Consider the following 24,460-nt stretch of genomic DNA (forward strand, 5'->3'; position numbering starts at 1 on the left):
TTTTCTTTCAATTCCGGTGTGCTGTCCGGCTTATGGCTCAATGGTGAAGACCGGCAATCGCAGCGGCGAAATCCTCGGCCTCGAAGGGCTCGAGATCGTCGATGCCTTCGCCTACCCCGATGAAATAGACCGGCAGCTTGTGCTTGGCGGCGATGGCGACGAGGATGCCGCCGCGCGCCGTGCCGTCGAGCTTGGTCATGATCAGCCCGTTGACGCCGGCGACATTGCGGAAAATCTCGACCTGATTGAGGGCGTTCTGGCCGGTGGTCGCGTCGAGCGTCTGCAACACGGTATGCGGCGCATCCGGATCGAGCTTGCCGAGCACGCGGACGATCTTTTCCAGCTCCGCCATCAGTTCCGTCTTGTTCTGCAGTCGGCCGGCGGTGTCGATGATCAGCACGTCTGACTTTTCGGCCCGCGCCTTCTCGAAGGCCTCGTAGGCAAGGCTGGCGGCATCGGCACCCAGCTTGGTGCCGATGAAGGTCGAGCCGGTGCGGTCAGCCCAGATTTTCAGCTGCTCGATTGCCGCGGCACGGAAGGTGTCACCGGCGGCCATCATGACCTTCAGGCCCGAGCCGGATAGCTTGGCAGCCAGTTTGCCAATCGTCGTTGTCTTGCCCGTACCGTTGACGCCGACCACCAGAATGACATGGGGCTTGTGGGATAGGTCGAGTGCCAGCGGTTTGGCCACCGGCTTCAGCACCTTGGTGATCTCGGCCGCCATGATGCGCGAAACGTCCTCGCCGGTCACGTCCTTGCCATAGCGCTCGGACGACAGCGTGTCGGTGATCCGCAGGGCGGTCTCGACGCCAAGATCGGCCTGAATCAGCAGGTCTTCCAGCTCCTCGAGCGTCTCCTCATCGAGCTTGCGCTTGGTGAACAGCGCGGCGATCTGACCGGTGAGCTGTGAGGAGGTGCGGGCAAGCCCCTGACGCAAGCGCTGGAACCAGGAGAGCTTCACGGCGGGCACTTCCGGCTCGGGCTCGGGCATGGATGCGGCGGTGGCGAAGCCCTTGGGCAGAGTCACCGCATCATTCTCGTCCTGCTCCAGCACGCCATGGGTGACGTCGGCCGGTTGTTCCGGCTGCGGATGAAAATTCTCTTCCGGTGTTTCTTGTTCTGCGGGCTTCGCCGGCGTGGCTGCGACCTCTGCGATCACCTCGGCCTCCAATTCATCCGCTGCCGGGCCGCCCGCGGTGTCGATGACTTCTGGCGCGATCGGATCGGTCGCTTCGGGCAGTGCCTCGATCGTCTCGCCGGCCTCGACCTCATCGGCCGCATCGACGAGGCTGGCGAAATCCTCCGCCTCTGCCGGCTTTTCGCCCATCGGCTTGTCCTTGCCGAAGGTGAAGACTTTCTTGATGAAGCCGAGCGCCATGAAGCTGTTGTCCGTTCTGTCAGGCGGCCGAGGCGGTCGCCGGTTGCATGTCGAGATGCCGGCCGTTGTGGCCGGTGATCGTCACCGCAATGAGGCTGCGGGGGATCAGGTCCGGTGCGGCGACGAGGGTGAAGTTTTCCGTATGGGCCATCCCGGTCATTTCGACAAGCACGGTCTGGCGCGAGCCGACCATGGAAGCGAGATGGCGCGCCTGCAGCCGCTCCGCCGTCTGGCGCAGCCGTGCGGCGCGCTCCTTGACGAGGCGGCGGTCGAGCTGCGGCATGCGGGCGGCCGGCGTGCCGGGGCGCGGGCTGTAGGGGAAGACGTGCAGCTGGGCGATACCGATCTCGTCTGCGAGACTTGCGGAATTCTCCGCCATGGCCTCGGTCTCGGTCGGGAAGCCGGCGATCATGTCGGCGCCGAGACTGATCTGCGGGCGCAGGCGCCGGACTTGTTCGGCGAAGGCCAGCGCATCGGCGCGGGAATGGCGCCGCTTCATGCGCTTCAGGATCATGTCGTCGCCGTGCTGCAGGGACAGGTGCAGATGCGGCATGAAACGCGGCTCGTCTGCGATCAGGTCGAAGAGGTGCCGGTCGGCCTCGATGCCGTCGATCGAGGAGAGGCGCAGCCGGGCGATTTCGGGAACCTGTTTCAGCAGGGTCTTGGCGAGCAGCCCGAGCGTCGGCTGGCCGGGCAGGTCGGCGCCGTAGCTGGTGGCGTCGACGCCGGTCAGCACCACTTCGCGGTAGCCGTTTTCGACCAGCCGGCGGGCCTGCTCGACGACCGCACCCATCGGCACGGAGCGGGAATTGCCGCGGCCGAAGGGTATGACGCAGAAGGTGCAGCGGTGGTCGCAGCCGTTTTGCACCTGAAGGAAGGCGCGCACATGGCCGTCGATATGGCCGACCAGCTGCGGGGCGGTCTCGGTCACGCTCATGATGTCGTTGACGCGCAACTTTTCGTCTGCGGCGACGCCGAAATCGGGAAGGCGCCGATAGTTCTCGGCCTTCAGCTTCTCCTCATTGCCGAGCACGGCGTCGACTTCCGGCATGGCGGCAAAGCCTGCCGCATCGGTCTGGGCGGCGCAGCCGGTGACGATGATGCGGGCCTTCGGGTTCTCGCGCCTTGCGCGGCGGATTGCCTGGCGGGCCTGGCGCACGGCCTCGCCCGTCACGGCGCAGGTATTGACGAGAATGGCCTGGTCGAGCCCGGCCTTCGCCGCCTCGGCCTTCATCACTTCCGACTCGTAGGTATTGAGCCGGCAGCCGAAGGTGATGACGTTAATGCCGCTCACGAGATCGAGGCTCCCGCCTCGGTGTTGTCGCGCTCGAACGCGCCGGTTTCCGGGTCGACATGGCCGGACCATTCCCATTCGGCGGGGCCGGTCATGACGACGCGGCCGTCGTTTTCCCGCCATTCGATGATCAACGGTTCTCTGCTTGGGCTCGAAGCCACATCGATCGTCACCTTGCGTCCGGTGCGCCCGGTGCGGGCGGCTGAAACGCCGGCTGCGCAGGCGGCCGAACCGCAGGCAAGCGTGAGACCCGCGCCGCGCTCCCAGGTGCGGGTGCGCAGGCGGTCCTTGCCGGTCACCTGGGCCAGCGTGATATTGGCCTTTTCCGGGAACATCGGGTGGTTTTCGAGCAGCGGGCCGAAGCGCTCCAGATCGAAGCTCATCGGGTCGCGGTCGACCCAGAAGATCGCGTGCGGATTGCCCATCGAGGCGACCGAGGGCGAATGCAGGACAGGCGCGTCGATCGGGCCGATCTGCAGCTCGATGCGGCTGGTATCGTGGAACTCTTCCGCAAGCGGAATGCGGCTCCATTCAAAGACCGGCCGGCCCATGTCGACCGAGATCAGGCCGTCCTCGTGCTCGATGGCGTTCAGGATGCCGCCCAGCGTGTGGAAGGTGAAGGTCTTGCGGCCGGTTTCCGCAGACAGCGCCTGCACGACGCAGCGTGTGCCGTTGCCGCAGGCCTGCGCGAGCGTGCCGTCGCAATTGATGATGTCGATCCAGGCGTCGGTGCCGTCGATTTTCGGATCGTGGATGGCCATGATCTGGTCGAAGCTGGTTTCGGGCCGGGAGGCCAGCGCGATCGCGGCTTGCGGCGTCACCTTATCCTTGCGACCGCGCATGTCGACGACGAGGATCTTGTTGCCAAGCCCGTTCATCTTCGCGAATTCAACCATTTCTGCCATTTGAGCATTCCTCGACGTCTTCGGGCTTATATGGCGGAAACCGGCGGAAATTACCAGTGCGCGGCCTTTGTCGTTTCGGTTGCCGCGGACACTGGTAATCCCCGTTTTGAGTGTATGCCGACGCTAGCCGACAGGGGTATCCGTCTGCTTCGGCCCAAGTCGTCCCCTTGCCCAGCCGGAAACTGTAGCGCGCAAATTAAAATGGCGTAGTGCGCAATAACGAGTGGCAACAAGTTAAAACCAGCTTTCACCCCACTAAAACACGGTCGATGACCACCGCCTTTAGGCGGTGGGGGAGCTCAGCTAGTGCAGTGATGCGCCTTATTAAAGTTCGATAACTTTCGGCGTCTTTCCACCATGGACCTCGAACAGCTTCAACTTCAATGGTGATATCGCCCCCCGCGCGATTGCAGCCTCAACTGCACCCAAGGCAGCCTCAGCATCTTGGAAATCAATTTTGTGCTTCAGAGGAGACAGGTCGAAGTTCCACCATTGAACGCGGAGAAAACGCTCGATGAGCTTCTCCTCAAACCTCAAGCGGATGACTCTCCCAGGCACCCCAGCCACTATTGAATATGGGGGGATATCTTTAGTCACGACCGTGCGAGCTGCAATGATGGCCCCATCTCCAATCGTCACACCCCGCTTGATGAAGGCCCCATCTCCGATCCAAACATCGCTTCCTATCTTAGTTTTTGCGCCATTCCCCTTAAAGCTCTGCCCCCCTGAAATTGCCGCATAATGTTCGGTGTGTCCGAATTGTTTGGTGCCGTCGTACTGAAAAGGGTGGATGCTAAACCAGTCGGTCGGATGCTCCGCTGGTCCGATCTCAACATTAGGCGCAATGGCGCAGAAGCGTCCGATCTCAGCGGCCGTTATCCTGGAGCCATTTCCAATATAGGACATGAACCCCAACGAGCACTCGCCCGCGAATGCCGCCGCGTTAATTGACACCGGCACCTCGACGCTCAGTCTACCTCCTACGCCACCCAGATGCGCGCAGTTGATGCCAAACGCTCGAGCTTGCTCCTTTGATACGTCTGTAAAGGTCGCCATCTATCCCCCCCCTCGAATGAGGTCGTCTGATGGCACGCTGGCTCGATTCTAGTCAACATAGACTGTAGAGGGGTTAGATCACCCCTAGCCTCTTCAGCACTCTCTCACCGCGCTTCACCAACGAGGCTGGCAAGTTTTCCTCAAGGTAGTAGAGGATAGCCCATTTGGGCCCAGTAGGTCCAGAGATGTGTCGGGCATAAGCATATTCCGGCGCTGAGCCGGCCATGATTTCACCAAGTGAAACGAGCATGCGCTTTCCGAATGCCTCAACGCCAATGATGTCGCGAACAAGTTCAGGGGCAACCGAGTAGCCATCAACGTCACCTATCACAACGCGTAGCTTGTCCAACGCGACATGCGGTTCGTAGACATTGAAGACCTCGCCGGCTTTGTGCAGTGTGATGAAGTCAGCGAAACCCGTAGCTGAATAGACAACGCTCGGTATCCCGCACATCAAGGCCTCGCCCACGCCGAGTGGAAGAGGGTCATCTATTGAACTCAGAAAGAACACACTGGTTTTTGCCAGCCAATGCGACACTTCCTCAGCGCTGACGTGACCGACCCACTCGACGGCGTTCGATTTGTAGCAGCCTTCGGCAGCCTTCGTGTGTGCCCCAAGCCAGACGAATCTCCAGTTCAGGCCGCGTTCTCTTGCAAGATCGGCAACGTGAGAAAACAGGTCCACGCCCTTCCGCCGTTGTTGCGTCCCCACCATCAGAACGACAGCAGAACCATCTTCATGTTCTCCCTTTTCCGACGGCACGAATTTTGAGCCTACGCTGTTATAGACCGTCCGGACGCTCTTGCAGCCGAGTGAGCCGAGCCAGTCGGCCTGTCTGTCACTGACAGCGAACACATGCGAGCGCGGCAGCGTGTGCTTGATAAAAGCATCAATTCCCCCCCCCGCTTCCGCCAAAAGACGGCTGTAGACGAACTGTGTCTCGTGGCAGTAGAAGACAATGGGAACCGATCGCATTTCGCAGATGCTTGTTAGATCGCGAAGATCCAACTCTCTCAGTATTCGCACCACGTCGAAGGAGTTGATGACGACGAGAGACGCCTCAGACACCTTCCTGAGCAAATTCTCGCGGCCGCCGTTCGTTGCCAGATGAAACTCAATTTCGACGTCCAGACCACGCAAATATTCAACGAACACTTTGATAGGTTTACCGACTCCGATATGGTTTCCGAACGATCCGCCGATTACGAGAACACGTTTGCCCAACAGTCTGCGTAGGCCCGAGTAAATTTCAATGTCACGCACGATCGGCTGAATTCCGGCCTTTTCCTCTCCTCTGGGAGGTAGGGCTTCCGCGACAATTCTTGACACCAAAGCGGCGCCATCATCCGGCGCCACATAGTTGAAAATGTCGGGCGGTGCCTCCCCATTCACATCAGTCTGAGCGGCACTGAGGACAGCGTCTCGCAGGCCTTCTGCCGTAGAGCAATAGGTCAGCAGCGGATGGTCGATCTGCGGGAGTTCGATATCCAGCGTTCTCGTCTTATAGATGACGCAGGGAATATTATTCGCGAGGCAGTCCAGGAACACTGTGGAATAATATGTAACGACCACGTCGTATGCCCTTAGCTCATCCTGGCCTATCTTTGGGCTACCCGTTGTCATCACCTTAACAGCCACTCCAAGACGCTTTTTTAGAGCGAGGCGACTCTTTTCTTTGGTGGAAGGATGCAAACGCAAGGTGGTGTGAAAGTCCGAGAGTTGCTCGGCAATATCCGCGAACTCCGCCAGCCAATCCTTTTCTGTCGCCTTCTTCTGATCAATGATCGCCTGATCAGCCCATAACACCTTGAGGATTTCGCCTTCGACAGGTTTGTGATCAGCTACCGCAGGAACCACAATTTCTTGCTTGGTCGGACCTGTCACACGGATGGACGAGGGATTGCTGCTATGCCTCCCGACAAGCGCGTCCTTCATTGCCTGGCCCCAAACGGCCACCAATTCTGGCTGTGACCCTCCCCAACCATAGTTCTGGTCGGTGGCCCGCAGATTTGACGTTTTGCTGACAAAATTCAGGAACCCATCCTGTATAAGCAGGCGCCGCAATCCGGTGTTGCGACAAACGGCTGCGATCGAACTGCCCCGCACGCTCGCGTCATTGAACTGGATCAGGAGAACATCGGAGCGGCCGAAATACCTTTTGAGATATTCGAAGCCCAAATCGACCAGGCCGGACTTTCTGTCTTTGGGCGTGCTGGCTGTCGTTACAGCTTTGCGAAAACCGGAGTTGACCGCATCAAAAACATTGGTAACGGACACCTCCCAACCGATGTCGGCAACAGCTCCAACGACCCACTCAATGGTTTCCTTGTCCCAGTCAAGAAGAAGGATTTCCGGGTCGACGTACGACGGGAAAAACTCCGACGAAACGAGGTTGTGACAGAGGTGGACCTGGTTCGCATTCTCGCAGAACATCAAGAGCTGCATCGCTTCACTCCTTGTAACCGGGGGCGTCCTCGATAGGCCACGTCTTTGAATGCTGCAAGCGCGAAGTTCATTAGCAGAGTTGCATCAGATGCACGAGGGACTTAGAAATACCACCAGCTACCGTAGGGAATAGGCCATGCTCCGCTTCATCACCCCCGTTGACGCCGCCATCTTCACCGGCCTGCTCGGCATCGTTTTGATCTTGACCGGCCGTGAGGTGGGCGGCGCGATCGTTATCGCCGCCTCGCTCGGCGCCTTTGTTTTCTTCGAGTGGTATCTCTATGGTCGGAAAACGGGCATCGATTATTCAACGAACAGGGGCATCCGGAAACACAATGCGATGTACCCGGATGACCCTATTCCGCTCATTGCCAAGGAAGACGAGCCGAGCTTGCCGGAACGCCTCCTTCGTATCATCGGGTTGCGCTAACCAACGTTCTCCCAACGAAGCAAGTTCTGGATGGTTGTGGTCTTGAACGTCGTGTTTGCGCCGGCCCGGACGGTGATGCGCTGACCCGCGCGCAAGTAGACCGTAGCTGACCCCGTGACAGACATGTCGGTTCCAACAGGCAGCTTGGCGCGGAACAGGGCAAATGTCGAAGATAGGTCGCCGGAGAATGCCGGGTATGCCGGCGCTGCCCCCGTGTCTTCGTCCCATAGCACGGCGGTTTGCTCCAGCCCATTACCTGAGAGCATGCTGCTGATAGTTACCTTATGCCAACCAGTCCTATCGGCGACAAAAACGCCGCCTGTGGTTAGCATGTCCCCATGCGTCTCGACGCCATAGTTAACCGGCGCGAAGACATTTCCGACCGTCACATCTGCGGAAAGACCAGTCCACTCGCAATAGCTCTTGTCGAAAAGCTCAACTGTCTGGTCAACGGATGGTCGAGCGCCGCCGACCCAACGGCTAACGTCGATCATGTAGCTGACGATGACGCCCTGCGGTCGATCCCAATGGTCCATGGGCGTTGAGCTGCCGATAATCCCCTCAAGCCTGCCACCGGGAAGCGCGATTGCAGTACCAACGCCCACACTTGATCGGCCAGACGGGCCGACATCATTCCACATGTCGAAATGATTTTCCGACCCGATAAGATGGGCATCCACCGCGCCACTGCCGCCTGCCAGTACCGTCTTAGTGGTGTGCAGCAGGTAGACAGGGATCGATGACCAGCCGTTGACCGGATTGTTGCCGCCACGGTTGCCTGCGGTCACGACAAAGATATGTTCTTCACCATCGTCGCCCAGGATCGGCACCGGAACAATGTTGTTGTCGCTGCCCCACCCACCAGACGCGGTAATGACGCGAGGCGTCGGCACCGTCGCAAAGGCGTCCGTCGTTACGGCAAGGGCCGGTGAATTGCCGTCGTCTCTCCGCAAACCAACGTAAACCACGTTTTCGTCAACCGGAGAGATGCGAAAACACGGCTCCCCGTAACCAGCCCACGACGCCTGTTTCTTGGCGAACTCAACCGTCGCCTCATTGACCCCGGCGCACAGGTTTGCCACCTTGACAACGTAAAGCCCGTATCCACCTCCAGCGCTTATGTAGGCCGCGCCAGAAAGATCAGACTTAATGACAGCCATCGAAAGGCAAACGGCGGGTTGATACGTCAGCAAAGCATCATCGCCCCCATTGACGATCAATTGCTCACCGAACGTAGCGCCCGCAGCAAACTTGCGCTGTACCCAATGGCTTTGCGGTATTTTGAAAATGGTAAACCCACCGCCCTTTGTGGTTCCCGTGAACGTGCCGGACGGCAGCAAAAACTCCATGAAAAGTGAGTTATTCGCTGTGCATGTTACCTCCGTATTGATTGTCACACCACCAACTGCCGCCGCTGTGATGACAGTAATCTTGGTACCCTCAAGGACCTCAAAATCAACATCAGCCTTGAAGACACGGAAATAGGCCAAAGTGTCGCGTGGCGTGACAACGTCTGTCTTCTCGATCCAGCGCGCGCGGTTCCGAGCGTAGATGCGATGATCTGTCGGATAAGATCCGCCCGCAGCTTGTCGGCGCACAAGTTTGAACTCTACGCCGCGAATGCTGCACTCGCCGTTCGGGTAAAAAGCATTTGGTGCATCAGTCAGATCCCGTCCGAAATCCGGCATTGCCGCTTGCCAATGTTGACCAGTGCCGCGTTGAGTATACCCAACAAATCTATTGCCCGTCTGGTGGCGAACAGATGAATATGTGACGCCGCGCACGCCGTCCTCATACCACCCGCTGTCCTCTGACCAAGACGCCTGACCAGGCGCGGCAAAAAGCACCTTGCGAGAGACAGGCAAAGTTGCCATGTCGAACGGGATATTAACCGTCAGGTCGCCTTCATAGTTTGTGACCGTCCAGTATCCGTTGACGTAGTCGTTGCCGGCCGGAATGTCCCCGGTGATGCGATATCGCCGCCCGCGTCCGTCAATGCGATGGCCGGTGATCGTCGTTTCCAGCATTGCAAACTTGGTGTCGTCCGCAGTAGAGCCGTTGGCGTTGAAGCCCCGCAGCGGGTCAATGACGCCCTGCAAGTCGCTGTAGAGCTTTGGATAGGTGACAGCACCATCAGCCAATTTGGCGTTCGTCACCGCCCCATCCGCCACCGTCGCATTGGGGAACGTCTCCCAACTGTCCCCGTCCCAATAGCGGAATACCTTGGAAACCGTGTTCCAATAGAACGCACCCTCGATGATCACATTGCCGTTGATATCCGTCGCCGGGTTGGCCGCAAACTGGCCGAGATACTGCGTCTGAAAATCCGCAAGCACGGCTTCCGCCTGCGCGATCAGCGTGGCGATGTCGTTGTCGTTGACCATCCGCGCCGTGCTGTCGGACGCGCGCACCCGGAACCAGACTTCCTGTCCGGCAGCCAGCGCCGAAGCATCCGTATCGCGCGGCGTCATGAGCGTCAGCGCAGCCCCCCCGTTGACCGAAACCGTGACCGTCGGTCCGGTCGTCGCCCGAAACAGCGGAAACACCACCATCATTCCGTCCGTCACGGGCACCCGCGTCGTGATCTGGATCGCATTGGCCGTCCCCGCGCCAGCATCCACCCCTGGCACAATCTCGTAAGGCAGCGGCAGTGCCCACACCCAGGCGCTCCCGTTCCACCCCCAGATCCCAACCTTGGAAACGTCCGGATCATTGATCACCCAGGCCGCAACCTTGTCGGTGATCGACGCGGCGAGCAGTTCGGCCTCGGTCTCGAAGATCGGCGCAACGCCGGAGAGGTAGCGCAGCGGCGCGGTCCCCGACAATTGGCGCGCAAGATTCTCGACTGACTGCCGCCGCGTGCGCTGAACGCCATCTTGGGTGACGTTGCCGAGCACCTCGTCGATCGCGGAAACGGCGGGAAGATTGGTGGTTCTGGTCGGCGTATCCATGAGTTTTACTCCCTACAAGACAGTGGCCTGGCCGAGCGAAAATCCAACGCTTGGCGTGCCGTACGAATTCAGTGTTTCGACGAAGAAATAGAAGGTACCGGCGGGCACCGTCTCGGTGCGGCTGTAGCTGCCGAGCGGCCCGGCGGCGAAGGTGATGATCTCCACCGCGCCGGTGCCATCGGCGTTGAGGCCATAGGACAGCCGCAGCTCGGCGATGCTGGCGTCGGCCGGCGTCGAGACGGTGAAGCTCGCATCTCCCGTGCCGCCCGCAACCGAGCCGCTGGTCACCGGCGCCGGCGGATCGCCGCCATCCACGGCGCTGTCCACCGTGAAGGTGTCGGACCATGGGCTCGAATAGCCGGCCGTGCTGGTCGCCAGCCGCTGCATCTCGATCGAGGCGCCCGTGCCGTATCCGGTCAGCGTGATACCGCCTTCGCCGGCATCAGCCGTCGTCACAGACCAGGTCGTCGTCCCGGCAAGCCTGTGCCGCAGGCTGAAGGTCGCAACTTCCGCCGTGCTGCCTTCGCCAGGGCTCAGAAGGACGATCAGACCGTCGGCAAGCCCGTCCTCGTCGAAATAGGGTTCGGTGCCGACGACCACGGGAATGGCGGGCACGGCGATAACGGTCCCGGCATCGCTGCCGGCGCGACCATTCCAGGCCGGCGGCACTTCCGCGTCGGTCAAAGTGTCGATGATCGGCGCCGACGCCAGCATGGAAAGCACCGTGGTCATCTGCTCGCCCGCCTGCACGCCGGCGACGACCAGGTCCATGCTCTCCTCGCCGGAAAGCCCGAACTGCACGATCGTGCCTTTGTCGGGGACGTAGCCGTCTCCCTTGAGCAGCACGCTGTCCGTCACGCCCGGCGCCGTCTGCACGCCGCGCAGCACGCTCTCGAATGTCGCGTCGTCGCCGGTCCCGACCTGCCGCATGAAGCGGATGGCATAGGTGGCACCCGCCGCCATTTCGACCTGGCCGTCGAGCGTCACATAGAGCCCGCGCACCGCGCTGACCTTCAGCGCCGCCATGGTGGAAATCAGCGTCTCGTAGGAGCCCTTGACGTGGTCGCCGCGCGTCGCGGTGCGAACGGCCGCGTCCTGCACGGCGGTGAACACGTCGGGCCGATGGATGACCTCATATTGCCGGCGCCGCGTCTCCCGCCAGATCTCGGCCGGATCGGTCTTGCCCGGCAGCTCGAGCTGCTCGGTGGTGTTGATGTCGCCGGTATAGCCCGGCCAGCGCACGATGCGCTCGCGCGCCTGGTAGTCGGCCGTCTCGTCGAGGAACTGAACACGGAAGGCGTCGGGCGGATCGATATAATTGCGCGACCAGGTGAAGTCCCGGCTGTTGCGCGAATTCACATGGGCGACGACCAGGTCCTGCGGCCGGTCGATCACCACGCTCCATTTCGTGCCGTCGTAGCGCGGTGCGGCGCGGCCGGCCGCCGCGATCTCGGTCAGCGCGCCCCATGTCGAGCTTTCAAAGCTGCGATCACGGTCGTATTTAAGGCCCTTCAAACGGCAGAAGTCATGCCAGGCCTGAAGCCCGTCGAGGTCGATAGCCGAATCGGGTTCGGCATAGGTGTTCTCCGGCCCCTGCAGGATGTGCCGGAAATGCGCCGCCGGATTGCGCGTCGGCCTGGTGATCCATGTGCCCGTCACATGATCCCAGTCCGGCAGCAGCCGCTCGGCGATCGCGTTGAACGTGTCGAGCGTCGAATTGAGCTGGTAGGTCGCCTTGACCCGCACGGCAACGAGGCAGAGCGGATGGCTGAAGTTGAGCGGATATTCCGGCCGGAAGCTCTGCAGCGCCAGACAGGTGACACGGTCGGACACGCTTGAACTCGTCGACTCGCTGGTAATGCGCGCAACCTCGATTTCCCAACGCCCGCGGCTCGGCAAGGTCCATTTGAACTGGCGGAAGAAGCCTTCCTTCTTCTTGGCCGAGAAGACGATTTCCTTGACCGTCTGCCACGCACCGCCCGCCGCCGGCCGCTGCCTGAGCCGCACGGTGACGGACCTTTTGCGCGCCTTGCCCTCGTCGTTGAAGCTGATCAGGCCAGCCGGGAAATGGAAGATCACGTTCGCCTGGTTCGCGTCCCCGGCGGTAAAGCGTGTCGTCGGCGTGATCGGCCCCTCGCCACCGATACTGCCGCTTTCGTCGCGAAGCCTGTCGCGCCTCAGTTCCACGCCGAGCGATTCCTCGATCACCTGCGTCGGATAGATCGTCACCCGGCTGTCGGTGGAGTAGCCATTGCGCACCTCGAAATCGATCTCGTCATAGCTCTCGATCGGCGTGTCCTTGATCTTCAGCTGCGAGAGTTGCACCGGCCCATAGCCGAAGGTGAACAGCGCCCGGATATACTGGAGGTCACCGACGATCTCGCTGTAGACGGGTGATGCGAACACCGGCGCGACGCGCACCTTGCCAAGCACCGATGGCACCACGCCGTCGGGTGTCACCGTGTTTTGCCATCCGGAGATCTGATAGAGCGGCTTTTCCGCCTGCAGGGCTCCGGGCCCCGGGAACAGCTTGTTGATGAGAAAGCTGCCGGCCATGGCAATCACACCCGCCGTGACAGCCGCACCGATCGAGCCGAGCAGCGCCGATCCGGTCGCCGCCGCGATCGCCGGGCCGACCCAGACCTGCCCGATGGCCACGGCTGCGATCGTAATGGCAATCGTCAGGATGTTTTTCAGGTCGATCTTGCCGGCAACGAGTTGGATCACAATTCGTGTCCCGGCCCGCGGCCTGATCCGGCGCCAGGCGGTGCGGTCGGATAGCAGCATTTCCCCGCGATCGTTGATCAGCCAGACACGGGCGCGCTCGATCGCCGCTTCCGAAGCGGCGGCAAGCGCAAGCTCGACGATCTCGGCCACGGTGAGCCCGTCGGGAAAGGTCAGTTCGATACGGCCGAAATCCGGCCCGATCGACGGCACGATGGAAACGGGCATCTTGTTCATGAGCCGCTCCTCGATCCCGCATGCCGCCAGAAGCCCGTCAGTCTGGCGCTCCAGTATTCGTCCCGGTAGCTCTCGATGCAGGACGGCATGCCCTCAGTCACATGCAACATCCGTCCGGGCTCGACGACGACGCCCACATGGCTCTCCAGCCTGCCACGCCGAAACGTGACGAGGTCCAGTTCCTGAGGCACCAACGACCGGATCCAGCTCGGCTTTGCCCCTTCGATCAGGCCGGCGATCTCTGCGCGTTCCTCGGTCGAGGCATAGCCGCCGGCATAGGACGGAACGTCGATGCCTTGGCTAGCCAGCACCAGGCGCACGAGACCCCAGCAATCGACCCCTTCCGGCGTGCGGCCGAGATCGGCATAGGCAAGGCCGATGAAACGCTCGCTCCAGTGTCTGTTCTTGTCCGCCATCATGGATGCAGCCCCGGAAAACGTTCGCGCGTCATGCGGCCGGCTGGCCATGGTTCTTCGGTGAGCGGATTGCGCGAGATCGTCAGCGTGATCCCTTCGCCGCCCTTTTCGGCGCCGACCAGCCGGAAGCCGTGCCACTCCTGTTCGGTGACGTCCGGGCTGGATGCCAGCACCACGGCCATCGACACGTTGGCGCGGGCGAGCGTCGAGCGCAGCACCTCGGTCAATTCGTTGTCGACGCCCTCGATCACCAGCCTGGCCGCCGGCGGTGCCGTCTCCTGGTCGTCCGGCAACAGCACCGAGACGAGAATGAAGAAGAAGGCCTCGTCGTCCTTTGCCGGGTCGGCACCAAGCCAGGTCGAGCGCGTGCCGTAGCGCAGCGGCTGATAGCTGATCCGCTCGGTCGGATCGGTCGAAAGGCGGATGACCTGTTCGGTTTCCGGATGCGTGATCTGCAGGAGCACGACCTCGACTTCCTGAGAGCCGTCGGCATCCAGCGCGAGATAGGCATTGAGGGAAATCTTCCGGCTCATCTGATCCCCCTCATGGCAACACCGTCAGGATGAAGGAGACCTGCCAATGCGCACCGATCGGCGCATAGCCCGGCAGCTGCTCGCCGAACATGCAAACCAGCGTCGAGGCGATGGTGAGCGGATTGTCCTCGTCGTCGGTCAAAAGCGCGCCATCCGCCGTCATCAGCCAGTCGCCATCGGTCGCGAAATCCGGGATCAGGAAGGGCAGCGCGCCTTCGCCCGTGTCCTCGTCGTAGAAGCGCTCGAAGCGCGCCCGCTGGTCGTGGTCGCAGATGAAGCTCATCTGAACCGCATCGGCAGCCTTGGAGATCCCGCGCCGCGTGCGCGGCGGACCCTGGTCGCCGCCGGCCCTGCGCCGGCTCTCGCCGCGCTGCTGGCGCCAGCCATCGGCCACGGGCTTCAGGAGTTCTGTCGGGAAGCTCGGCAGCGTCATCGTCTCACCAGCCTTCCGGTATTGCGCACGGCCGACTGTGCGCGGCCGGGCTTGCCGATCGCGCCGGCGACGGCCTCTTCGAACCACACTTCCTGCCGCTTGCCGCCCGCCGCGTCCTCTTCACGCGTGCGGGTTTCGAAACCCGACGGTGGCACAATGGTTTGCTGGAAATTGAAGCCGCCGCCGCGATCGTCCATGCGCTTCATCGCCGAATTGGGCAGCACCATCGCGCCGCTCGACGTGCCGATCACCGGCTCCGGCCCGCGTTCGCCGACGATCCCGAAGGTGCCGGAGGGAATAAGCCCGCCGGTGGCGAAGAAGCCGGAAAACAGCTGCCCCAGAAGCCCGCCGGTACCGCCGCCGGTGGCACCCATGCCGAAGATATTGCCAAGCGGTCCCTGGCCGAGCAGTGCCGCCTGCAGCACCATCTTCATCAGCGACTTGGCAAGGTCGCCCAGCACGTCGTCCAGCGACTTACTGCCGTCGATCAGGCCATCCAGCGCATCGACCGCCATGTCGCCGAAGGTCTGCATGGCCTCCTGCAGGCCGGCCAGCGCCTCGCTCTCTTTCATGTTGGCCGCGATCAGCTCCTCGACCTTGGCCTTCTGCTCGTCTGTGGCGCCGGCCAGTGTCGAGCGCAGCCGGATCATCTCCTGCTGCACCGGATCGCTCTCGCGCGTGATCGCAAGCTCTTCCTCGAGCCGTTCGATCAGGTCCTCGACGGCTTTCTTCTGCCGCTCGATCTCGCTGGTACCGGCACTCTTCTTGCCCCCGGCGGCGCCGCCGAGCAGGTCGGCGATGTTCGGCACGTTGACCGTGGGCGCTGTCGCCGGTGCCGCCGCCGGCAGCCGGCCTGTCTTTTCGCTAGCCGTGCCGTTGAATCGCTCGTTGAAGTTCTCGGGCGAGATCGTCTGATCGCGCTGCTTTCGCGCATTGTCGATGGCGGTCTTGAGCGGATTTGGTGCCACGTCGTTGCCGAATACGTCATGGCTCGACATCCATTCCATCGCGCCGGAAAAGCTCTTCCAGGCGTCGGCCGCGCCTTGAATGAGGCTGATGATCCCGCCGATCGCGGTGGCGATCGTGCCGAGCGCCTCGACCACCTGGGCAGCTGTGGCTTGCGCGTTCTCGACGAACTCCGGGTCGGCCAGCTTTTCCGACAGCCTTTCGAGTGCCGGCAACGCCTCCTTGGCGATCTTCACCACGATCCCGCGCATCGCCGCCTGCACGCGGGTCAGGTTGTCGTTGAAGGCCTCGGCGCTGCGCCCCATGTCGGTGCTGATCGTAATGCCCAGCCGATCCGCTTCCGCCGCCACATCGGCCAGGCCCTGTTTCCCGTTGTTGAGGAGCGGGATCAGTTCCGCGCCGGAGCGACCGAACAGCTTGACGGCCAGCGCCGTCTTGTCGGCGCCGTTCTCCAGCGAGGCGAACACCTGTGCCAGATCCAGCATGACCAGATCGGCCGAACGTAGCCGGCCTTCCGTGTCGGTAATGGCGATGCCGAGCCCGGAAAAGATCGCCGCGAGATCCTTGTCCTTGCCGGAGGCCGCCGCCGCCATGCCGTTTGCGAGGCGGTACATGCTTCCGGTCAGCGATTCGAGCGCAACATCGGAAAGCTCGCCTGCCCAGGCAAGCCGCGACAGCGCCTCGGTCGTCACGCCTGAGCGCTGCGCCGCCTTGCTCATCGTGTCGGCCTGGTCAATCGCCACCTTGACCAGCGCCCCGACCGCAGCGGTTGCCGCCCCTGCGGCAAGCGCGAGGTTCTTCCCCATCTTCAGGGCCTTGGCCGCCGTCATGTCGAAGCTCAGACCAAGGCGCTGCGCCTTGCGCTCGGCCTTGTCGACGGAGGAGTTGAACTTGGCATCGTTCGTATTGAGGTCGAGCAGCGCCTCGCCGAGTTTTTCAGCCATCGGATACCTCCGGCGCCGGCGCCTCAACGATCACCACGGCAATCCCGGCCGAGGCCAGCATGTTCGGCGTCGCTTTGACCGACGAGCGCTTAGCCCCGCCTGCCGTCTTTTCGAGCTTCGTCAGTGCGCGACGAAGGTCCGGCTTACGGATCAGGCCGGACGACAACATGCCGGCGTGGATCTTTGTCAGGGTTTCTTCCGCGTCGAGCCTGGGCAACATGGTGATGTAGGCCCTCAGGAGTGCAGCTGGGGCGCGGCGAAGCCACCAGTCGGGATCGCCCCCGAAGAATCGCTGGAGCCTTGGGAGGAGATCGCCCCAGTCGATGACGTCTCCGGCTTCCGGCTTTCGACCACGGCCGCGGCGATTGCTCCTGCCACGCTCAGGCGGCGTCGCAGCAGGAGCCCGGAAAAAGCCTCGACGATCGCCGTCTTCTGCGGGGGCGAGAGCTTGCCGAATACGTCGTCGGGGATCTCGACCAGGCAGCGCCGGCAGACCTTGCCGATCAGCGCCGACAGGGCGTCGACGTCGTCGCCCTTGGCCAGCTCCTCGATCTCGCGGCCCGCCCGGGTGAAATACTGGCTGTCGAATACGGACAGTTCGTCCGGAGACCACATCTCGTAGGTCTTACCGTCGATCCTGACCGCCGGCCGGTCGAACAGCGTATCAAGGTCGAGAATGGGTGCCTTGGCCATGGATCACTCCTTCGCCGGGTTGAAATTTGAGTTCGATGCCGAGGCGAGCGCAGTCGCGCTTGAGCGCCTCCAGATCTTCGCGGGCCTTGCGCGCGGCCTCGCGGTGGTTGCGCGCCTGCCGCTTGTGGTGCCGGGCCAGCCGATCGAGCGTTCGGGCTTTCCTGTCCGCCTCGTCGGCGTCGTGGATGGACATCGCGGGCCTGCCTCAGGCCAGCGGCAGCTGGTGCTGCGCCACCAGGCGGCCGAAGGAGAGTGCCTTGGTCGCGGCGTTCGGATCACGAAGTGCGGTGAATTCCAGTGCATAGCCCGCCGGTTCGCCCTTGCGGTACTGCGGCTCCGGGTTGCCGGACATGTAGCAATAGGCGACCTCGTATTGCATGTTCATGCCGTCGCCATAGGGGCTGACCTCCGCGCGCAGGAGCAGCGCCATCGTCGCCACCTGTTCGCCCTGGTAGAACTGCAGGGTCTTCGTGCCAGCGGTTCCCGAGCCGGCGGCAACCGTGGCCACCTCATTGCTGTTGAGGCCGAGGCGATAGAATTCCTGGCTGACGTCCCAGAGCGTGAACGAAATGATCAGGTCCTCGGCGGTGCGGAAGGCCTTGATCGGCACGGTCGATCCGAGCGAGCGGATCTTGTTGACCTCCTGGGAGTGCTGAACGGTCACACCTTCCTCGTCCATACTCTCGTCGCCCGACGTGCCGATCTTGACCCATCCGGCGCCAGGCGCAGCATTGACCAGCGGAAAGGCGGTGCCGAGCGGCGCGTAATAGGCCGTGAAGGGAGCCGCGATGATTTCGAAAGGCGCGGGCATGGGTCATACCTCCTTGAGCGCGTGCAGGACTTGGAAAGACTGGAAAGCGAAGGGCCAGGCCGTGTCGGGGTCGCGCCCGGTGGCAAACCCGCCGGCGGGCTCTATCCAGTGAATCAGACAACCGGCGGCGAGCTGGCGGCGCACGCCCGTCAAGGCGCGACGGCAAAGACTGCGAAGCCCGTTGGCCTCGATCAAGGTTTGACCATAGGCATGGAGGTCGAAGCGCTGGGTGTCGGTCTCGGAAAAGGTGCCGGCGGCAAGCGAGACGCCGCCGGAGGGCTGCACCAGCACGCACCGGATCGGCCCGGTCGAAGCGACATCCTTCGGCAGCTCGCCGCCGAACACGTTCTGGCCCACTTCCGCGACGACGTCGGCATCGGCCTTCAGCACCGCGACGATCGCTCCGATGATATCCGCTTCCGCCATCCGGCATGGGCCTCGCAAAATGTCCGGCGCCATGCCGGATCGTTTAAGCGAGACTAGGAAAAGGCCGGCAAGCGAAACACCCGCGCGGCTGCGCGGGTAAAGGCGAAAGGTTGAAAACTGCGGGGAATGGCGCAAAGCATCGCGGGGCGTGGGCCCTCTGTCAAGCCGTCTTCAACGCGGCTTTGAAGAGCGCTGAAAAGCCTTTGCAATGCGGTTGGCGAGCTTCGGATATTGCGTGTCGGCTGCGGGCCGAAGGTAGGGCCGCTTCGGGATCGTCACCGACTTCACCAGGAGAATGCCGCCGGGCCTGTTCGGGTCTGGAATGGCGAGCGCCTTGCCCTTCTTGGGTCGGATCACGCCGCCCTGCTCGTGAATGCGCGCATAGACCACGTCGCGCACCCCCCAGGTGCCCTTGATGCCGCCCTCGGAAGACGGCGCGGCATAAATGGCGATGTCGATGCCGCCCTCCAGGATGCCGGTCCGGTTTTGCCAGGAGTGATTTCGCTTTGCGTCGGCCACGCAGGCCGCCATGGTCTGGTTGACGCCGAGGATCTGCGCGTCACGCATCCGGCCCTTCACCGCCTTGCCGAACCATTTCAGCGATTTCGACTTTCCGGCCATGAAGCATCACTTTGAACACATAATTTAATGTGGCTGTTTGGGCCGGTCGCCACCCGTCGCGTCACCCGCAGGGAGCCCTACTGACGCGATCCGCTCTCGCCCAGCAGCTCTGTCAGGAGCCCGCTGGAATTTCCCTGACCACAAGGTAACGCGTCGAGGTCAGATAGACCGCCGCCGAGGTCATTGCCGTCGGAAAATTGAGTTTTTCGGTGAAGGCAAGGGCGTCCGGCGCACCATCAATTCCCTTGTCCCACACTTCGACGGCGACACCGAAGTTCGCGGTGTCGGCATTTTCGATTCTCACGTGCTTCGTCATGATCTGTCCCTTCAAGGCAGGTTTGAAACTAGAATGTAGACGGCGCGGCACCGACCTCGACCAGCATCGGTGGCGGTATCGTGCCAAGAATACGGACATGAATCGCGGCACCGGCATTCAGCGCTGCAAGCTCGCCCGGCGTCGGCAGCCAGGCGGTCACCATGCAACGGACTTCGCCACCGACAGTGGACTCGACGACCTCGTCCCTGATCGGAAGCCCGCCATATCCTTGTGACTTTCCGACGACCCGCGTGGCGTTCTCGATCATGCCAATCTGCATCACCCGATCCTCTTCAAAGCCGCTTCGAGATGATTGTGCTTACGCTGGACCGGTCCTTCGACCTTCAGTCGGCCGGGGATGAGAACCCCGCCCTTGCGGTCGCTGATCGAGGCGATCTCGTCGTCCTCGGTGATGTCGGCCGACAGTGCAAACATCGCCCGCATATCCTCGATCGCCGCTATCTTGTCGCCGTCGACGACCTCGCGGCTGACATTCGACCAGGCGAAGCACGGATAGGTGCCGAGCGCCGCGAAGACCGGCGGCAAGGGGTTTCCCCAATTGTCCTTGCCGGTTGCCTGGTTGCGCTCGACCACTGCGCGCATGGTGAGCCGCCCGGAGATCATCGCCGACCCCGCCGCGCGTAGCGCAATAGCCCCCAGACAAACAGAATGACGGCGATGATCACCAGCACACGAACGGGCGAGATCCCCGTCGCCCAGGAGAGAAACTGGACGACCAGATAGGCGAAGCCGGATATGCCGATCGCCGGCAAGAGGACACCCAGAAACAGGATGCCGACGATCAGCCACTCCTGCTTCGTTCCGATCCGGTCTCGATAACGATAACGATCGCCCATGCCCGTCGCCCCCTTACGCCATGACCAGGCCGTGCCGAGCGGCGAGCCCTTCGATGATCTTCTGCCGCTCGGCGCCCACGTCGCCGGCCAGCGTGAACTGATAGTCGCCGGCCCGCTCCGATTTGAGCCCGCCGCGATAGGAAAGATCGAGCTGCATCAGCTTGATCACCGCCTCCTCGCGCGCCGCCTGGTCGCCGGCATCGCCCTTGGGCGTATAGGTGACCTTGACCATGGGCGCGAAGAACTGCCGTCCGTTCGGCCCGCCGGTCAGGCGCTGCAAGGTCCGTCCGCCGTGCATCACGCGATAGTCGGCCGCCGTCAGCGTGACCTCGGCCCCGACCAGGCCGGAATTGCCCGGATCGAGTTCCACCACAGTTACGGTAAGCGCCACGTCGAGCGGCGGCGAGATCCGAAGCGTGGTCCGGTAGCGTGAATCGGGATCGGCCGGATCGCCCAGCTCGACCGTGCGTTCGCCGGCCGGGCCGAGGCGCGCCTCGATCTCGGCCGTGATCGCCGCGATCATCGCGGCAAGCTCGGTGTCGGACAGATCGGTGCCCGTGCGCTCCTTGACCCGGTCGATCAGCGCCATGGCTTAGCTGCCCGCGCCTTCGGTCGGCTTGGTCCCGTCGGGCTCGCCAGACTTCTCATCGGCGCCCTTGTCGTCGGCGCCCTTGTCCTCGCCGCCCTTGTCTTCCTTGTCCTCGGCCGGCGCCTTCATCTCCTTCGCCGAGGCTCCCGTCTTGGCCCCGGTCTTGGCATCGCTCTTGGCCTTCACCTCGCGTCCGGCCTTGACTGTGGCGGGTTTCGACTGCGGCGTCTCGGCCTTCGCCTTGCCCTTCACCTTGCCGTCGACGATGCCGAGCACGTCAGCCGCGCTCTGCGGGATCTCGTCGCCGGGCGTGGCATAGAGGAAGGCGGCCTTGCTGTCGCCGGCCGCAACCGCCATCGTCTTGTCGGCCGTCAGATAGATGCGCTCCTGCGCCTTTTGGAATTCCGGCATGGGATTGCTCCTGTCGCGCTAAGCGGTGATATGTTTGACGGCCCACATGACCGCTTCTTCGGTTTTGGTGCGGGCGATCGAAAGCTCGCGACTGCCGCCGCATTGCCCGATCAGGTCAAGCAGCTCCTGCCCCTTGTCCTTGATCGAGACCATCATCGCCTTCTCGGCATCCGAAAGGACGCGATACTGGGGGCGCACCGCATTGTTGGTCGTGCGGGCATCGCTCGCGCTATCAACCTTTTCCATATCCTTCTTCTCCCTTATTCGACCTTGGACCACAGCACGTGCAGGAACCCGCCCGTGGTGACCGTGGTGGTGTTGACGACGGTCCCGGCCTTGGTGGCGTGGATGGAAAATTCGGCCGTCCGATCGACCCGCGTCGGCGGCGTGCCGTCGGTGATGTGCTCGACCGAGAGCAGCGTATCGCCGGGCTTTAGGTTTCCGGGCACCCGATGCTCGCCGATCGGCCCGCCCGGAATGAGCGCGCACCCGACGGGCTTCGAAAATCCTGTGATGGTTGGCATAGTCGTCTCCCTGGATGATCAGCCTTGTGAACTCCGGCCCCGCCATACGCATGACCTGCGGCGGGGCCGGCTCTTGCCCTTGGGGTGAGGATCAGAGGCCCGTCACGTCGCAGAAGGCGGCGGGGCGGGTGACGACCAGGGCGACGCGCATATCGCCGCGCACGGTGCGCTTGCCTTCGGTGAACTGCGTGCCCACATAGCCGACCTGGAGGGTGACGCCCTTGCGTTCGAAGGCGGAAATCCATGCCGGCTGGAAGGAGCCGACCAGGCCGGCGCCTGCGGCGCGTGCCTCGTTCTGAACGACCGGCAGACCCCACATGCGTTCCGGGCCGCTCTCGCTCGGCGAGCCCCAGATATAGACGCCGTCCGTGGTGCGCAGCAGGCGGATGTTCTGCCAGTCGGTCGCGTGCATCACGTGATGCGTCGGGATCGCTCGGCCGGTCGTGCGGATCTTGGTCATCGCCTTGAAGAAGGCGTCGGGAACCGGATCGGTGCCCTTGGCCTGGGTCTGGATGCCGGCGACATTGACGATGCCGCGCAGGTTCGGCGCCGTGCCATTGCCGACATAGGCCTGGGTGTCGAGCCGCTGGCGGATGCCGAAGGTCAACCGGCCGTTGACATAGCCGGTCATCATCGGCACGTCGTCCATCTGCTCGTCGGTCACCGGCAGGCTGTCGGTGATCTTGCGCACGTCGGACGACTTTTCGGTAAAGACGAACGTGCTCTCGGCATAGGCGCCGCCTTCTGCCGTTTCCGCCGCCGCATGGGTGCGGGTCGTCTCCTCCATGTACTTGACCGTGTCGCTGCCGGTCTGGCTCATCGGAATGATGTCGATCAGCTGCAGCGGCCGGGTGACCGCCTCGACGAAGCCGGGCAGCCGCAGGCTTTCCGGCGCATAGCCGGCCGAGGTCGACATCAGCGCCTTCGTCAGCAGGGTCTCGACCAGCATGCCCTTGGCCAGCACGTCGGACGGATAGATGTCGTAAGCGAAGTCGATGCCCTGCGGCTTGCCGCGGCCGACCCATTCCTCATAGGACTTTTCCGCCGAAAACAGTTCGCCCAGCGACTTAATGATGGTCCGCCGTTCGTCGCCCTTGGCGCCGGGCATCGGCAGGCGCGAGCGAACGCGCTCGCGGTCGGCATGATCCCGTGCCGCCTTTTCGGCGCTTTCCAGCGTTTCCGCCTCTTTCGCCAGCGCGTCGAGTTCGGCGTTCATGGCCTTGACCTGCTCGGCCACGGCCACCGAGCCCTTCACGCCGGTGCCGAGGCAGGTGACCTTGTTGAAATCATACTGTCCGTCGTCGGTCTTGGCCTCGCTAAAGACCTTGCCGAGTTCGTCCTGTTTTGCCGCGAGCTTCTCGCGGACGTCTTTGATGGTGGGCATGATGCCGCCTCCGGTTTGATGTGCCATCGGCCCCACGTCCGCGCGCGGCCTTCTAGAAGAAAAGCCCACGTCGGCGCGGGCATTGCACGATGGAGACTAAGGGAGGGAGAGAAACGCAAACACCCGCGCGGGTGCGCGGGCGATCGGGGATCAGGGCTGTAAAGTGGATGATCTGCGAAACCGGTCCGCCTTGAAGGCTGCGTCCGGTTTTTAAAGCCTGTTTAAACGCCGTGGGGCGCTTTTACGGGCATGGGCGGCGTCACCGCCCGTCAGAACCCGGTGACAGCGCCCTGTGGCGCTCTCTGCCGATCGGGCTTCCGGCGGCCAATCAACCACCTTGGGCGTCGCCCTCGACCCTGCGCCTTGCCGCGTTCGTCAGCCGGGCGATCATGATCGCCTCCAGCTCGGCCCTGGCCTTTTCCTCGGCCTTGGCGTCTGCTTCATCGGCGCCGGTCGGATCGCCACCGGCGAGCAGCGCATCCAGCCTGGCCTTGAGGCCGGCGAGCTGCTCAAGCCGTGCCTTGCTCATATCGCGGCCCTCGGCCTCCCGCAAGGCCTTGACCGATCCGGCCCTGGCAATCACGTCGTCGATCTCTTCCAGCAGCGCGTCGAGCTGGTCGGAGAAACTGCCGCGTCCCTTCATCGACAGCGTGGCCGTGCCGACGCCGGCGCCGCGCAGCACCGGCGAGACCTCGTGCACGTCGAGCCTCTTCAGCACCCGCACCCGGTCGCCGGACCGCTCCTCGATCTGGCTGTCGAGGACGCCGAAACCGTAGGACCATTCCTGCACGGCCCGGCCGTTGGAAAGGTCGAACTTCAGCGTCGAATACCAGTCCTTGCCGGCGGGCGTATCGAGGTTGAGATGCAGCTCGGCGAACGCCGCGTCGCCGTCCTCGTAGATCCTGGCCTTGCCGAGCGGCATGGCCGATCGCTGGTGGGCCGGCAGGATCGACGCCCATTGTTCGGCCCCTTCCTTCCAGGAGAAGGCGCCCGGCAGATAGGTGTCGCCGTCATGGTCGATCGCCGAGAGCACGGCGATCCGCGCCAGCCCCTGGCCGTTGCTTTCCATCTTCTCGATGGTCAGGCTCTTGGTCTCGTGTTTCATAGGGGTCTTC

28 protein-coding genes are annotated in these 24,460 nt (G+C 62.8%); 1 reads left to right on the forward strand and 27 read right to left on the reverse strand.

Annotation, left to right across the window (positions count from 1 at the left end):
- Positions 1-37 precede the first annotated feature (37 nt).
- The 5 genes from ftsY to ACWPVA_RS17515 form a co-directional block, all read right to left on the reverse strand.
- Complete coding sequence (gene ftsY, locus ACWPVA_RS17495) at positions 38-1,378, reverse strand: signal recognition particle-docking protein FtsY (RefSeq protein WP_454288885.1); 1,341 nt, start codon at positions 1,376-1,378, stop codon at positions 38-40.
- 19 nt (positions 1,379-1,397) lie between these two features.
- Positions 1,398-2,672 (reverse strand): tRNA (N(6)-L-threonylcarbamoyladenosine(37)-C(2))-methylthiotransferase MtaB, encoded by a 1,275-nt coding sequence (mtaB, locus tag ACWPVA_RS17500; protein WP_454288886.1) that lies wholly within the window; start codon positions 2,670-2,672, stop codon positions 1,398-1,400.
- On the reverse strand, positions 2,669-3,577 hold the full coding sequence (gene dapF, locus ACWPVA_RS17505; protein WP_454288887.1) for a diaminopimelate epimerase: 909 nt from the start codon (positions 3,575-3,577) through the stop codon (positions 2,669-2,671). The genes mtaB and dapF overlap by 4 nt, the downstream gene beginning before the upstream one ends.
- Before the next feature lie 324 nt (positions 3,578-3,901).
- Positions 3,902-4,633 (reverse strand): CatB-related O-acetyltransferase, encoded by a 732-nt coding sequence (locus ACWPVA_RS17510; RefSeq protein ID WP_454288888.1) that lies wholly within the window; start codon positions 4,631-4,633, stop codon positions 3,902-3,904.
- 73 nt (positions 4,634-4,706) lie between these two features.
- Complete coding sequence (locus ACWPVA_RS17515; protein WP_454288889.1) at positions 4,707-7,079, reverse strand: glycosyltransferase family 4 protein; 2,373 nt, start codon at positions 7,077-7,079, stop codon at positions 4,707-4,709.
- Between the two features lie 136 nt (positions 7,080-7,215).
- Between ACWPVA_RS17515 and ACWPVA_RS17520 the strand changes: the two genes are divergently transcribed.
- Positions 7,216-7,509: a hypothetical protein gene (locus ACWPVA_RS17520; RefSeq protein WP_454288890.1), complete on the forward strand. Its 294-nt coding sequence runs from the start codon at positions 7,216-7,218 to the stop codon at positions 7,507-7,509.
- Here ACWPVA_RS17520 and ACWPVA_RS17525 read toward each other — a convergent pair.
- The 22 genes from ACWPVA_RS17525 to ACWPVA_RS17630 all read right to left on the reverse strand — a co-directional run bounded on the left by ACWPVA_RS17525 (position 7,506) and on the right by ACWPVA_RS17630 (position 24,450).
- Complete coding sequence (locus ACWPVA_RS17525; protein WP_454288891.1) at positions 7,506-10,460, reverse strand: hypothetical protein; 2,955 nt, start codon at positions 10,458-10,460, stop codon at positions 7,506-7,508. The genes ACWPVA_RS17520 and ACWPVA_RS17525 overlap by 4 nt on opposite strands.
- A gap of 12 nt (positions 10,461-10,472) precedes the next feature.
- On the reverse strand, positions 10,473-13,421 hold the full coding sequence (locus ACWPVA_RS17530) for a host specificity protein J (protein WP_454288892.1): 2,949 nt from the start codon (positions 13,419-13,421) through the stop codon (positions 10,473-10,475).
- A complete protein-coding gene (locus ACWPVA_RS17535; protein WP_454288893.1) occupies positions 13,418-13,840 on the reverse strand; it encodes a C40 family peptidase in 423 nt (140 codons plus the stop codon). Before ACWPVA_RS17535 ends, ACWPVA_RS17530 begins: the two co-directional genes overlap by 4 nt.
- Positions 13,837-14,370: a hypothetical protein gene (locus tag ACWPVA_RS17540; protein WP_454288894.1), complete on the reverse strand. Its 534-nt coding sequence runs from the start codon at positions 14,368-14,370 to the stop codon at positions 13,837-13,839. The genes ACWPVA_RS17535 and ACWPVA_RS17540 overlap by 4 nt, the downstream gene beginning before the upstream one ends.
- A 10-nt stretch (positions 14,371-14,380) precedes the next feature.
- Positions 14,381-14,803 carry a hypothetical protein gene (locus tag ACWPVA_RS17545; protein WP_454288895.1) on the reverse strand — a complete coding sequence of 141 codons (423 nt, stop codon included), beginning with the start codon at positions 14,801-14,803 and terminating at the stop codon, positions 14,381-14,383.
- The gene (locus ACWPVA_RS17550) at positions 14,800-16,713 is read right to left on the reverse strand and encodes a hypothetical protein (protein ID WP_454288896.1); all 1,914 of its coding nucleotides are present in this window, start codon (positions 16,711-16,713) and stop codon (positions 14,800-14,802) included. The genes ACWPVA_RS17545 and ACWPVA_RS17550 overlap by 4 nt, the downstream gene beginning before the upstream one ends.
- Positions 16,706-16,933, reverse strand: a complete 228-nt coding sequence (locus tag ACWPVA_RS17555; RefSeq protein ID WP_454288897.1) for a hypothetical protein — start codon at positions 16,931-16,933, stop codon at positions 16,706-16,708. The genes ACWPVA_RS17550 and ACWPVA_RS17555 overlap by 8 nt, the downstream gene beginning before the upstream one ends.
- Before the next feature lie 14 nt (positions 16,934-16,947).
- The gene (locus tag ACWPVA_RS17560) at positions 16,948-17,406 is read right to left on the reverse strand and encodes a hypothetical protein (RefSeq protein WP_454288898.1); all 459 of its coding nucleotides are present in this window, start codon (positions 17,404-17,406) and stop codon (positions 16,948-16,950) included.
- Positions 17,378-17,599: a hypothetical protein gene (locus ACWPVA_RS17565; RefSeq protein WP_454288899.1), complete on the reverse strand. Its 222-nt coding sequence runs from the start codon at positions 17,597-17,599 to the stop codon at positions 17,378-17,380. The genes ACWPVA_RS17560 and ACWPVA_RS17565 overlap by 29 nt, the downstream gene beginning before the upstream one ends.
- Positions 17,600-17,611: 12 nt before the next feature.
- Positions 17,612-18,217, reverse strand: coding sequence for a hypothetical protein (locus tag ACWPVA_RS17570; RefSeq protein WP_454288900.1), 606 nt, complete (start codon positions 18,215-18,217; stop codon positions 17,612-17,614).
- 3 nt (positions 18,218-18,220) lie between these two features.
- The gene (gp17, locus tag ACWPVA_RS17575; RefSeq protein WP_454288901.1) at positions 18,221-18,676 is read right to left on the reverse strand and encodes a tail completion protein gp17; all 456 of its coding nucleotides are present in this window, start codon (positions 18,674-18,676) and stop codon (positions 18,221-18,223) included.
- 138 nt (positions 18,677-18,814) lie between these two features.
- On the reverse strand, positions 18,815-19,264 hold the full coding sequence (locus ACWPVA_RS17580) for a phage morphogenesis protein (protein WP_454288902.1): 450 nt from the start codon (positions 19,262-19,264) through the stop codon (positions 18,815-18,817).
- Positions 19,265-19,376: 112 nt separating this feature from the next.
- Positions 19,377-19,580: a hypothetical protein gene (locus tag ACWPVA_RS17585; protein ID WP_454288903.1), complete on the reverse strand. Its 204-nt coding sequence runs from the start codon at positions 19,578-19,580 to the stop codon at positions 19,377-19,379.
- Positions 19,581-19,608: 28 nt separating this feature from the next.
- On the reverse strand, positions 19,609-19,860 hold the full coding sequence (locus ACWPVA_RS17590) for a hypothetical protein (RefSeq protein ID WP_454288904.1): 252 nt from the start codon (positions 19,858-19,860) through the stop codon (positions 19,609-19,611).
- A complete protein-coding gene (locus ACWPVA_RS17595; RefSeq protein WP_454288905.1) occupies positions 19,860-20,204 on the reverse strand; it encodes a hypothetical protein in 345 nt (114 codons plus the stop codon). Before ACWPVA_RS17595 ends, ACWPVA_RS17590 begins: the two co-directional genes overlap by 1 nt.
- Positions 20,201-20,437: a hypothetical protein gene (locus tag ACWPVA_RS17600; protein ID WP_454288906.1), complete on the reverse strand. Its 237-nt coding sequence runs from the start codon at positions 20,435-20,437 to the stop codon at positions 20,201-20,203. Before ACWPVA_RS17600 ends, ACWPVA_RS17595 begins: the two co-directional genes overlap by 4 nt.
- A gap of 13 nt (positions 20,438-20,450) precedes the next feature.
- The gene (locus ACWPVA_RS17605; protein ID WP_454288907.1) at positions 20,451-21,026 is read right to left on the reverse strand and encodes a hypothetical protein; all 576 of its coding nucleotides are present in this window, start codon (positions 21,024-21,026) and stop codon (positions 20,451-20,453) included.
- Positions 21,027-21,029: 3 nt separating this feature from the next.
- Positions 21,030-21,437: a hypothetical protein gene (locus tag ACWPVA_RS17610; protein WP_454288908.1), complete on the reverse strand. Its 408-nt coding sequence runs from the start codon at positions 21,435-21,437 to the stop codon at positions 21,030-21,032.
- Between the two features lie 18 nt (positions 21,438-21,455).
- Entirely contained in the window at positions 21,456-21,683 is a 228-nt protein-coding gene (locus ACWPVA_RS17615; protein ID WP_454288909.1) for an Acb2/Tad1 domain-containing protein, read from the reverse strand.
- Positions 21,684-21,697: 14 nt separating this feature from the next.
- The gene (locus tag ACWPVA_RS17620) at positions 21,698-21,961 is read right to left on the reverse strand and encodes a hypothetical protein (protein WP_454288910.1); all 264 of its coding nucleotides are present in this window, start codon (positions 21,959-21,961) and stop codon (positions 21,698-21,700) included.
- A gap of 91 nt (positions 21,962-22,052) precedes the next feature.
- Positions 22,053-23,345, reverse strand: a complete 1,293-nt coding sequence (locus tag ACWPVA_RS17625; RefSeq protein WP_454288911.1) for a phage major capsid protein — start codon at positions 23,343-23,345, stop codon at positions 22,053-22,055.
- A 328-nt stretch (positions 23,346-23,673) separates the two neighbouring features.
- Positions 23,674-24,450 carry an HK97 family phage prohead protease gene (locus tag ACWPVA_RS17630; protein ID WP_454288912.1) on the reverse strand — a complete coding sequence of 259 codons (777 nt, stop codon included), beginning with the start codon at positions 24,448-24,450 and terminating at the stop codon, positions 23,674-23,676.
- Between the last annotated feature and the right edge of the window lie 10 nt (positions 24,451-24,460).

It is taken from the genome of Rhizobium arsenicireducens (assembly GCF_964021225.1).

Bases quoted from the DNA above. Each gene is read 5' to 3' on its own strand.
- ftsY (WP_454288885.1), bottom strand. From the start codon at position 1,378: ATGGCGCTCGGCTTCATCAAGAAAGTCTTCACCTTCGGCAAGGACAAG.
- dapF (WP_454288887.1), bottom strand. From the start codon at position 3,577: ATGGCAGAAATGGTTGAATTCGCGAAGATGAACGGGCTTGGCAACAAG.
- ACWPVA_RS17585 (WP_454288903.1), bottom strand. From the start codon at position 19,580: ATGACGAAGCACGTGAGAATCGAAAATGCCGACACCGCGAACTTCGGT.
- ACWPVA_RS17545 (WP_454288895.1), bottom strand. From the start codon at position 14,803: ATGACGCTGCCGAGCTTCCCGACAGAACTCCTGAAGCCCGTGGCCGAT.
- ACWPVA_RS17620 (WP_454288910.1), bottom strand. From the start codon at position 21,961: ATGCCAACCATCACAGGATTTTCGAAGCCCGTCGGGTGCGCGCTCATT.
- ACWPVA_RS17515 (WP_454288889.1), bottom strand. From the start codon at position 7,079: ATGCAGCTCTTGATGTTCTGCGAGAATGCGAACCAGGTCCACCTCTGT.
- ACWPVA_RS17540 (WP_454288894.1), bottom strand. From the start codon at position 14,370: ATGAGCCGGAAGATTTCCCTCAATGCCTATCTCGCGCTGGATGCCGAC.
- ACWPVA_RS17565 (WP_454288899.1), bottom strand. From the start codon at position 17,599: ATGTCCATCCACGACGCCGACGAGGCGGACAGGAAAGCCCGAACGCTC.
- ACWPVA_RS17600 (WP_454288906.1), bottom strand. From the start codon at position 20,437: ATGGGCGATCGTTATCGTTATCGAGACCGGATCGGAACGAAGCAGGAG.
- ACWPVA_RS17605 (WP_454288907.1), bottom strand. From the start codon at position 21,026: ATGGCGCTGATCGACCGGGTCAAGGAGCGCACGGGCACCGATCTGTCC.
- ACWPVA_RS17630 (WP_454288912.1), bottom strand. From the start codon at position 24,450: ATGAAACACGAGACCAAGAGCCTGACCATCGAGAAGATGGAAAGCAAC.
- ACWPVA_RS17590 (WP_454288904.1), bottom strand. From the start codon at position 19,860: ATGCAGATTGGCATGATCGAGAACGCCACGCGGGTCGTCGGAAAGTCA.
- ACWPVA_RS17525 (WP_454288891.1), bottom strand. From the start codon at position 10,460: ATGGATACGCCGACCAGAACCACCAATCTTCCCGCCGTTTCCGCGATC.
- ACWPVA_RS17615 (WP_454288909.1), bottom strand. From the start codon at position 21,683: ATGGAAAAGGTTGATAGCGCGAGCGATGCCCGCACGACCAACAATGCG.
- ACWPVA_RS17535 (WP_454288893.1), bottom strand. From the start codon at position 13,840: ATGATGGCGGACAAGAACAGACACTGGAGCGAGCGTTTCATCGGCCTT.
- ACWPVA_RS17550 (WP_454288896.1), bottom strand. From the start codon at position 16,713: ATGGCTGAAAAACTCGGCGAGGCGCTGCTCGACCTCAATACGAACGAT.
- ACWPVA_RS17520 (WP_454288890.1), top strand. From the start codon at position 7,216: ATGCTCCGCTTCATCACCCCCGTTGACGCCGCCATCTTCACCGGCCTG.
- gp17 (WP_454288901.1), bottom strand. From the start codon at position 18,676: ATGGCGCCGGACATTTTGCGAGGCCCATGCCGGATGGCGGAAGCGGAT.
- ACWPVA_RS17625 (WP_454288911.1), bottom strand. From the start codon at position 23,345: ATGCCCACCATCAAAGACGTCCGCGAGAAGCTCGCGGCAAAACAGGAC.
- ACWPVA_RS17510 (WP_454288888.1), bottom strand. From the start codon at position 4,633: ATGGCGACCTTTACAGACGTATCAAAGGAGCAAGCTCGAGCGTTTGGC.
- ACWPVA_RS17580 (WP_454288902.1), bottom strand. From the start codon at position 19,264: ATGGCCGGAAAGTCGAAATCGCTGAAATGGTTCGGCAAGGCGGTGAAG.
- ACWPVA_RS17530 (WP_454288892.1), bottom strand. From the start codon at position 13,421: ATGAACAAGATGCCCGTTTCCATCGTGCCGTCGATCGGGCCGGATTTC.
- ACWPVA_RS17555 (WP_454288897.1), bottom strand. From the start codon at position 16,933: ATGTTGCCCAGGCTCGACGCGGAAGAAACCCTGACAAAGATCCACGCC.
- ACWPVA_RS17560 (WP_454288898.1), bottom strand. From the start codon at position 17,406: ATGGCCAAGGCACCCATTCTCGACCTTGATACGCTGTTCGACCGGCCG.
- ACWPVA_RS17570 (WP_454288900.1), bottom strand. From the start codon at position 18,217: ATGCCCGCGCCTTTCGAAATCATCGCGGCTCCCTTCACGGCCTATTAC.
- ACWPVA_RS17610 (WP_454288908.1), bottom strand. From the start codon at position 21,437: ATGCCGGAATTCCAAAAGGCGCAGGAGCGCATCTATCTGACGGCCGAC.
- ACWPVA_RS17595 (WP_454288905.1), bottom strand. From the start codon at position 20,204: ATGATCTCCGGGCGGCTCACCATGCGCGCAGTGGTCGAGCGCAACCAG.